Source organism: Mesorhizobium sp. WSM4837 (genome assembly GCF_055811435.1).
The window spans coordinates 86106-95269 of record NZ_JBVVQE010000017.1 but is presented as its reverse complement, the minus strand read 5'-3'; the positions used below and the strand labels follow the sequence as shown (position 1 = coordinate 95269).

Below are 9164 nucleotides of genomic sequence, written 5' to 3'. Positions count from 1 at the left end.
GTCCCCCTTCCGTCAGCGTCCGGAGCCTTGTCCTTGGCAATCACGAAGATCCTTGTCGCCAACCGGTCCGAAATCGCCATCCGCGTCTTCCGCGCGGCCAACGAACTCGGCCTCAAAACCGTGGCGATCTGGGCCGAGGAGGACAAGTACTCGCTGCACCGCTTCAAGGCGGATGAAAGCTATCAGGTCGGGCGCGGGCCGCATCTGACCAGGGATATGGGGCCGATCGAAAGCTATCTGTCGATCGAGGAAGTGATCCGCGTCGCCAGGCTTTCCGGCGCCGATGCCATCCATCCGGGCTATGGGCTGTTGTCGGAAAGCCCTGAATTCGCCGAAGCCTGTGTCAAGGCCGGCATTATTTTCATTGGACCCAAGCCGGATACGATGCGCAGGCTCGGCAACAAGGTCGCCGCACGCAACCTGGCGATCGAGGTCGGCGTGCCGGTAATTCCCGCCACCGATCCCTTGCCGGACGACATCGAGACGGTGAAGGCGCTCGCCAGGACGATCGGCTATCCGGTGATGCTGAAGGCGTCGTGGGGCGGCGGCGGCCGCGGCATGCGCGCCATCCGCTCGGAAGCCGATCTCGCCCGCGAGGTGACGGAGGGCAAGCGCGAAGCGAAAGCTGCCTTCGGCAAGGACGAGGTCTATCTCGAAAAGCTGATCGAGCGCGCCCGCCATGTCGAGGTGCAGGTGCTGGGCGACACACACGGCAACGCCGTGCACCTGTTCGAGCGCGATTGCTCGATCCAGCGCCGCAACCAGAAGGTGGTCGAGCGCGCGCCGGCGCCCTATCTCGAAATGTCGCAGCGCGAAGAGCTTTGCGGCTACGCGCTCAAGATCGCGCGCGAGACGAGCTATATCGGCGCCGGCACGGTCGAATTCCTGCAGGATGCCGACAGTGGCAAATTCTACTTCATCGAGGTGAATCCGCGCATCCAGGTCGAGCACACGGTCACCGAACAGGTGACCGGCATCGACATCGTCAAGGCGCAGATCCACATCCTCGATGGCTTTGCCATCGGCACGCCGGAATCGGGCGTGCCGGCGCAGAAGGATATCAGGCTCAACGGCCACGCGCTGCAGTGCCGCATCACCACGGAAGATCCCGAGCATAATTTCATCCCCGACTATGGCCGCATCACCGCCTATCGCGGCGCCACCGGTTTCGGCATCCGCCTCGATGGCGGCACCGCCTATTCCGGCGCGGTCATCACCCGCTTTTACGATCCGCTGCTGGAGAAGGTGACGGCCTGGGCGCCGACGCCGGCCGAGACCATCGCCCGCATGAACCGGGCGCTGCGCGAATTCCGTATTCGCGGGGTGGCGACCAACCTCACCTTCCTCGAGGCGATCATCAATCACCCAAGTTTCGCCGAAAATTCCTATACGACCAAGTTCATCGATACGACACCGGAACTGTTCGCGAGCGTGAAGCGGCAGGATCGCGCGACCAAGCTGCTCAACTACCTGGCCGATGTCAGCGTCAACGGCCATCCCGAAACCCGTGGCCGGCCGCAGCCTAAGGCCGATGCGGCGGCACCCATGGTGCCCTACCTCAACGGCAACGTGCCCGATGGCAGCAAGCAGAAGCTCGACGCGCTTGGGACGGAGAAATTCGCGGCCTGGATGCGCGCATGCAAAGAAGTGCTGGTCACCGACACGACGATGCGCGACGGACACCAATCCCTGCTCGCGACGCGCGTGCGCACTTATGACATCGCCGGCATTGCCGGCACCTATGCACGCGCGCTGCCGCAGCTTTTGTCGCTCGAATGCTGGGGCGGGGCGACCTTCGACGTCGCCATGCGCTTTCTCACCGAAGACCCGTGGGAGCGGCTGTCGCTGGTGCGCGAGGCAGCGCCCAATCTGTTGCTGCAGATGCTTTTGCGCGGCGCCAACGGCGTCGGCTACACCAATTATCCGGACAATGTCGTCCAGCATTTCGTCAAACAGGCAGCAAGCGGCGGCGTCGACCTGTTCCGCGTCTTCGACTGTTTGAACTGGGTCGACAACATGCGCGTCGCCATGGACGCGGTCGGCGCCGAAGGCAAGCTGATCGAAGCAGCGATCTGCTACACCGGCGACATACTCGACCCGGCCCGAGCCAAGTACGACCTCAAATACTACGTCGCGCTGGCCAGGGAGTTGCAGACGGCCGGCGCCCATATCGTCGCGGTCAAGGACATGGCCGGGCTCTTGAAGCCGAATGCCGCCCGCGCACTGTTCAAGGCGCTGCGCGAGGCGACCGACCTGCCGATCCACTTTCACACGCACGACACGTCGGGCCTGTCGGCGGCGACGGTGCTGGCGGCGGTGGACAGCGGTGTCGACGCCATCGACGCGGCGATGGATGCCCTGTCCGGCAACACCTCGCAGCCTTGCCTAGGCTCGATCGTCGAGGCGCTGAAGGGCACCGAGCGGGATCCGGGCCTCGACCCGCAATGGATCAGGAACATCTCGTTCTACTGGGAGGCGGTGCGCAACCAGTATGCTGCCTTCGAAAGCGACCTGAAGGGGCCGGCCTCGGAAGTCTACCTGCACGAAATGCCGGGTGGGCAGTTCACCAACCTCAAGGAGCAGGCGCGCTCGCTCGGGCTGGAGACGCGCTGGCACGAAGTGGCGCAGACCTATCACGACGTCAATCTGATGTTCGGTGACATCGTCAAGGTGACGCCGTCGTCCAAGGTCGTCGGCGACATGGCGCTGATGATGGTGAGCCAGGACCTGACGGTTGCCGATGTCGAAAATCCGGCCAGGGATATCGCCTTCCCCGACTCGGTCGTGTCGATGCTGCGCGGCGACCTCGGCCAGTCGCCCGGCGGCTGGCCGGAGGCACTGCAGAAGAAGGTGCTGAAAGGCGACAAACCGATCACCGTGCGGCCCGGTTCGCTGCTGAAAGCAGCCAATCTCAAGGCCAGCCGCAAGGAGATCGAAGACAAGCTCGAGCGCAAGCTCAGCGAATTCGAATTCGCCTCGTGGCTGATGTACCCGAAGGTCTTCTCCGACTTTACCGCAGCGCAGGAAACCTATGGGCCGGTCAGCGTGCTGCCGACGCCGACCTATTTCTACGGCATGAAGCCGGAGGACGAGATCTTTGTCGACATCGAGAAGGGCAAGACGCTGGTGGTGCGCTGCCTGGCCATCGGCGATGTCGACGAGAAGGGCATGGTCACCGTGTTCTTCGAGCTCAACGGCCAGCCGCGCCGGGTCAAAGTGCCGGATCGGGCGCACGGCGCTTCCGCCGCCAAGGCGCGGCGCAAGGCCGAGCCCGGCAACGAGGCGCATGTTGGCGCACCGATGCCGGGCGTCGTCTCGGCGCTCGCCGTTGCCGCGGGCCAAGCGGTCAAGGCCGGCGACGTGCTTTTGTCGATCGAGGCGATGAAGATGGAGACGGCATTGCATGCCGAGCGTGATGGGGTTGTCGCCGAAGTGCTGGTCAAGACCGGCGATCAGATCGACGCCAAGGATCTGCTGATCGCATTCGGATGAGACAGAAATGTTGCCCAGGCAGAGTTGTCTGCGTCTGGCGGCAGCCCTTCATGCCGCATCGATAACAGCTTGACCGGTCGGCTCCGGTCGGGCATCGAACCGCTGCAAATTCGCCGCGACGGTTCGTGAGTCGCGGCATGGAAAACGACGCGGAGAGAAAATGGCCGACGACATCACCGAGACCAGCCAGACTGTTGCCGCCGGCCAGCTGCGAGCCTTCATCGAGCGCATCGAGCGGCTCGAGGAAGAGAAGAAGACGATCGCCGACGACATCAAGGAAGTGTTCGCCGAGGCCAAGGGCACCGGCTTCGACACCAAGGCGATGCGGTCGATCATCCGGCTGCGCAAGAAGGACCAGGCTGAGCGGCAAGAGGAGGAAACCATCCTCGACCTCTACAAAGCCGCACTCGGCATGGTGTAAGGCTGGTAACAGCCCTGGGCGCCGGTTGCGCCCGCAACGGGTCGAACCATGAGCGAATTCGACTTTGGCGGCCGCCGCGCCTCTGAGTTCCGCCAACGCGGCTTCTGGACGCTGTTCGCGGAACGGCATCCGGAAGAAAGGCCTCTGATGGCACGGCGCGGACCCTGGTTCTGGCAGCGCGGGCTGCCCGACTTCGCATTGGTCCTTTCCATGTATGTCGCGCCGGCGCAGAACCATGTCGGCGTCTTCTTCGGCCGCAACGAGAAGTTCGGTGCCACGGAAGCCTGGTCGCGGTTGAAGCCGTTCCAGCCGGCGATCGAAGACAGGTTGAAACTCAGGCCGGAACAGAGCTGCGAGGGCCTCGGCATCAATTCGCTGTGGCGCGTGAACTGTTTTGCCGAGGACAATTGGCCGGCCATGGCCGACTGGCTGGTGACGGAAGCATCGCGTTTCGAGCGCGCCGTTGCCGAGGTGCTGGGCGGGGGTGGCGAAGCCGGACCGTGAATTCGCGTCGCAGTGGCTTGAGTTAGTTCGGTTTCGCCGTGTCGCGGCCAATCCGATCGAGATGCTGTTGCAGCGCCAAATGGTCGAGCGCATCCACCCGCAGATTGGTGAACAGCGAGATGCGGTTGTTGAGCATGCGATAGGCATCGGCAAAGGCAAGATGCAGTTCGGCTTCGGTGCCGTCTGCCATGGCTGGGTCCGGTATCGACCAGAGCGCGGTCATCGGATGACCCGGCCAGATCGGACAGGATTGATTCGCGGTGCTGTCGCAAAGCGTGAAGATGAAATTCATTTCCGGCGCGTCGGGCTCGGCAAACTCGTCCCAGCCTTTCGAACGGGCGAAGCTCGTGTCGTAGCTAAGGCTTTCGAGCAGATGCAATGCGTAGGGATTGACCTCGCCCCTCGGCTGCGAACCGGCGGAAAAGGCCTTGAACCTGCCGCCACCGATCCGGCTGAGGATGGCTTCCGCCATGATCGATCGCGCCGAATTGGCGTTGCAAAGAAACAGCACGTTGTAGACATTATCGCTCATCTCAAGACCTCCCCTGGCAGGCGACTGGATGATGGGGGCGGCAGAGTCCGGCAAGGTGTCTTTGCCGAGACGCCGACAAGGGCGACGTAGAAAGGTTTCACGACCGTTTGATGACAATTTGTCAAATCATACGCTTGCGTGCCGATGATCGATTTGCGTTGACAGGCTTGCTGCTTTGGAAATCTCTGCGGCTGTCGAATGAGAGAAAGCCGTATCGATGAGTGCGCCGGAGACTTTCGAAGGCGAAGACGGCAAGTCAGGCCGTGCGGCGGGTTTCTTCCGCTCGCGCTGGCAAGGCACGGCCCCGCTAGACCGGCTGTTCTGGCGCGATCTTGTCCTTGTCGGCACGGCGATCAACATCGCCGTGTCGGTGCTGGCGCTGATCCTGCTCGGGCTGAAGCTGCCGCTCGCTCTCGTTCTGGCGGTGCATTTCGCGCCGGTGCCGTACAATTTCTTCCTGACTTTTGCGGTGTGGCGGACCGCCGAGAAAACCGGCGGCGTCAAGGCTTCGCTGATGACGCTGGGGGCCGTGCTGTGGCTGTTACTGGTGGTGGTGATCTGACGGGCAGTGCTGCCGTCAAAGGCCGGCGGAAGCCGTCCTTTGACAACGTTGAATTCCAGTCAGGCGGCCGGCTCGAATTTCAGCGCGACCCCGTTGATGCAATAGCGTAGGCCGGTCGGCGGCGGGCCGTCCTCGAAGACGTGGCCGAGATGGCTGCCGCAGCGGGCGCAGTGGCATTCGGTGCGGACCATGCCGTAGCTGCGGTCGACGGTCGTCTCGACCGAACCGGGCACCGGATCGTTGAAGCTTGGCCAGCCGGTGCCACTCTCGAACTTCAGCTTGGATTCGAACAAGGGCTGGTCGCAGCCGGCGCAGAAAAATGTGCCGGCGCGCTTCTCGTGGAGCAGGGCGCAGCTGCCCGGCCGCTCGGTGCTGTGGTTGCGCATCACCGCATATTGCTCCGGCGTCAGCCGGGCGCGCCATTCGGCATCAGTGCGGGTGACAGGGTAGATGTGACTATCCATTTTATGCCTCTTAGCTCATGCCGCTATTGGGCTGCTTCCCAAGTTCGCCTAAAATAGGCTTTTGTTACGGCGTTTGCCGATATTTCCAGTCCTGCCGCGAAGAATTCCTTAGGCGATCGCTGCGAGATACCGCGCAACAGACCTTGCAAATCCCGTCTTTGCATCGCCGATGACGTTCTGGTTCCACCATGCGCCATAGATATGGTCGAACGCGAAAGGCTCCAGTGCCGACGCGATGCGGAGTACCTTCGCCGCATTGAGCGGGATGTAGTTCGGGTAGCTGTACATGAAGCTGACATGGCGGCGGGTTGGCGTCACCTGCAGGATGTCGCCGGCCAGGATGGCGTCGCCGCCGTCGCGCTTCCAGTGCAGCACCTGGCCGCCGGCAAAGTGACCGCCGCAACGGATAAGTGTCAGCGAGGGGTTCAGGGCGCGCGTCTCGCCCTGCCAACTGACAACAGCCGGATGCGGCCGCATGATCCACTTGCGGTCATCGGCATGCAGATAAATCGGCACGCCGCCAAACGCCTCGCTCCACTCGACCATCGCCGAATAATAATGGCAGTGCGAAATGGCGATCGCGATGAGGCCGCCGCGGCGGTTGATTTCGGCCACCGCCTCGTCGCTGACCATAGAGATGCAGTCCCACAGCACATTGCCGTGCGGCGTCTGTGCCAGCAGCGCCCGCTGACCGATGGCGAAGCGCGGCTCGATGCCGAAGGCGAGCACGCCGGCGTCGTCCTTCATCACGATCCGATGCCCGGCGGCGAGCTCTTGCGGCGTGATCCAGGCCTGGCCCTCCCAGCGCACATATTGCCGCTCGTCCTCGCAGATCGGGCAACGTTGCGGCGGCGCGGCTGCCGCCGCGAACTGGACGCCACATTGCAGGCAGAGGAAACAGGTCGGACGTCCTGTTTTGCGTAAATCCATTCAGTGCTTCCTTGAAAGCTGCTTCGTCGCGGCCTCGAGTCCGGCGAGCGTCAGCGGAAACATGCGGCCGCCGAAGATGTCGCGGATCATGGCGATCGAAGGGGTAAAACCCCAGTGCTTTTCGCTTTCGGGGTTGAGCCATACCGCGTTCGGCCATTGCTGCAGCAGACGGCTGAGCCAGACGACGCCGGCCTCCGGATTCCAGTGCTCGACCGAGCCGCCGGGATGCGCGATCTCATAGGGGCTCATCGAGGCATCGCCGACGACGATCACCTTGTAGTCCGGACCGTATTTGTGGAGGAGATCGAAGGTCGGAATCACCTCCGCATGGCGGCGCCGATTGTCCTTCCACACACCTTCGTAGAGGCAGTTGTGGAAGTAAAAATATTCGAGCTGGCGGAATTCGGCGCGGGCGGCCGAAAACAGCTCCTCGACGCTTCTGATGTGATCGTCCATCGAGCCGCCGACATCGAAGAACATCAGCAGCTTCACGGCGTTGCGCCGCTCGGGCCGTGTCTGCACGTCGAGATAGCCGTGCTCGGCCGTGGCGTGGATGGTGCCGGGCAGGTCGAACTCTTCCTCGGCGCCTTCGCGCACCCAGCGACGCAAGCGCTTCAGCGCGATCTTGATGTTGCGGGTGCCGAGCTCGACGGCATCGTCGAAATTCCTGAACTCACGCTTGTCCCAGACTTTCACCGCACGGCGGTTGCGGCTCTCATGCTGGCCGATGCGAACGCCTTCGGGATTGTAGCCATAGGCGCCGAAGGGTGAGGTGCCGCCGGTGCCGATCCATTTCGACCCGCCCTGGTGGCGGCCCTTCTGTTCCTCCAGCCGCTTTTTGAGCGTTTCCATCAGCTTTTCGAAACCGCCCAGCGCCTCGACCAGCTTTTTCTCCTCATCGGTCAGGTGCTTTTCGGCAAGCCGCCGCAGCCATTCCTCCGGAATGTTCTCGACGTCGACCGGATTTTCGCCAGCCAGCGCTTCGACACCCATAAAGATGTGCGAAAAGACCTGGTCAAAACGGTCGATGTGGCGCTCGTCCTTCACCAGTGCCGAGCGGGCGAGATAGTAAAAACCCTCGACGTCATAGTCGACCAGCCCCGCCTCCAGCCCTTCCAGCAGCGACAGATATTCCCGGAGCGAAACCGGAACCCGCGCAGCCTTCAGTTCGAGGAAGAAGGGGATGAACATCGTCCGACTTCTATCTGTGCCCTTCGATCTTCTCGCGAGCGGCGCTGGCGATGAAGGCGGAACGCGTGAGGCCGCGTCGGCTCGCTTCGGCATCGATTGCCGCCAAGAGACCTGCGTCGAGCGACAGATTGGCTCGGACAGGCCGTCCGGAATCGATCAGCACGGGGATCATCACGGCAGATTCTCCGGCGGCGCTATCGATTTCGCCCAGTCGGAGCAGATCTGCCACCGTGCGTGTGTCGGGCAAGGGCAAGTGCTTCGCCCTTCGTGCCTCAGCCCATTCGCGAACGGCGGAGGTCGCGTCGGCTATCGCCTCCTCGGGACTTGCGCCACCGCCGTGACATCCGGGAAGATCGGGGACCCGCACTCCCCAGACATCATGTGCGCCGTCAAGAATTCCGACATAGTGCGTCATCATTCCTCCTTAAATCCATCCGGCAAGCCGGGCGATCGACCGTTCATCACATCAGATCATATTCGATGAAGCCGGTCCTGCGCGCCACGTGGTCGTAGAGCTTGCGCGCGGTGGTGTTGGTCTCGTGCGTCATCCAGTAGACGTTCTTGACGCCGATCTTGCCGGCTTCCTGCTTGACTGCTTCGATCAGGGCGGCGCCGACGCCTTTGCCGCGCACGTCCGGGTCGGCGAAAAGGTCCTGCAGATAGCAGTTGTTTTTTTCGGACCAGCAGGAGCGATGGTAGAGATAGTGCGTCAGGCCGACCGCCTTACCGCCGAGCGTGGCGATGAACCCTTTTGGTTCAAACTCACCCGCCGTGAACAGCCGCTTCCAGGTGACGGCGTAGACGTCTTCCGGCAGCTCGGTTTTGTAGAAGGTGAGGTAGGCAGTCCACAGACGCTGCCAGTCGGCGTGGTCGGATTGTGCCAGTGGGCGGACGGTGATCTCGGTCATTTCATTTCCTTCTGAAGCTTCGGGCCTAGGCTGCCCCGGTGCCCGGACGGCGGCAACGGTCCAGCAACGGGAAAGCGCTGTCCGCCGCATGCCCGGCCATCCGCTATGGCTTCGGGCGTTCGTCGCTCGAAAAGCCAAATCGTCGGCTTTTCGTCGGCCG

General features: G+C 62.7%; 10 protein-coding genes. 4 read left to right on the top strand and 6 right to left on the bottom strand.

Annotated features, from left to right (window positions below; genetic code table 11):
• Positions 1–33 precede the first annotated feature (33 nt).
• The 3 genes from pyc (at position 34) to AC0L3D_RS12660 (ending at position 4417) form a co-directional block, all read left to right on the top strand.
• Positions 34–3492, top strand: a complete 3459-nt coding sequence (pyc, locus tag AC0L3D_RS12670; protein ID WP_473644534.1) for a pyruvate carboxylase — start codon at positions 34–36, stop codon at positions 3490–3492.
• Positions 3493–3652: 160 nt separating this feature from the next.
• Complete coding sequence (locus AC0L3D_RS12665) at positions 3653–3913, top strand: DUF2312 domain-containing protein (RefSeq protein WP_023800031.1); 261 nt, start codon at positions 3653–3655, stop codon at positions 3911–3913.
• Positions 3914–3961: 48 nt separating this feature from the next.
• The gene (locus AC0L3D_RS12660) at positions 3962–4417 is read left to right on the top strand and encodes a hypothetical protein (protein WP_023800030.1); all 456 of its coding nucleotides are present in this window, start codon (positions 3962–3964) and stop codon (positions 4415–4417) included.
• A gap of 22 nt (positions 4418–4439) precedes the next feature.
• On the opposite strand, the gene AC0L3D_RS12655 is transcribed toward AC0L3D_RS12660, so the two are convergent.
• Complete coding sequence (locus AC0L3D_RS12655; protein ID WP_473644532.1) at positions 4440–4949, bottom strand: arsenate reductase ArsC; 510 nt, start codon at positions 4947–4949, stop codon at positions 4440–4442.
• A 217-nt stretch (positions 4950–5166) separates the two neighbouring features.
• Between AC0L3D_RS12655 and AC0L3D_RS12650 the strand changes: the two genes are divergently transcribed.
• Entirely contained in the window at positions 5167–5511 is a 345-nt protein-coding gene (locus AC0L3D_RS12650) for a hypothetical protein (RefSeq protein WP_473644530.1), read from the top strand.
• Between the two features lie 59 nt (positions 5512–5570).
• Here AC0L3D_RS12650 and msrB read toward each other — a convergent pair whose 3' ends face one another.
• The 5 genes from msrB to AC0L3D_RS12625 form a co-directional block, all read right to left on the bottom strand.
• Complete coding sequence (gene msrB / locus AC0L3D_RS12645) at positions 5571–5975, bottom strand: peptide-methionine (R)-S-oxide reductase MsrB (RefSeq protein ID WP_023800027.1); 405 nt, start codon at positions 5973–5975, stop codon at positions 5571–5573.
• Positions 5976–6083: 108 nt separating this feature from the next.
• A complete protein-coding gene (locus tag AC0L3D_RS12640) occupies positions 6084–6905 on the bottom strand; it encodes an MBL fold metallo-hydrolase (RefSeq protein WP_023800026.1) in 822 nt (273 codons plus the stop codon).
• Positions 6906–8096, bottom strand: a complete 1191-nt coding sequence (locus AC0L3D_RS12635; RefSeq protein ID WP_473644528.1) for a vWA domain-containing protein — start codon at positions 8094–8096, stop codon at positions 6906–6908.
• Positions 8097–8106: 10 nt separating this feature from the next.
• Positions 8107–8511: a type II toxin-antitoxin system HicB family antitoxin gene (locus tag AC0L3D_RS12630; protein WP_473644526.1), complete on the bottom strand. Its 405-nt coding sequence runs from the start codon at positions 8509–8511 to the stop codon at positions 8107–8109.
• Positions 8512–8557: 46 nt separating this feature from the next.
• Positions 8558–9004, bottom strand: coding sequence for a GNAT family N-acetyltransferase (locus AC0L3D_RS12625; RefSeq protein WP_023800023.1), 447 nt, complete (start codon positions 9002–9004; stop codon positions 8558–8560).
• Positions 9005–9164 lie beyond the last annotated feature (160 nt).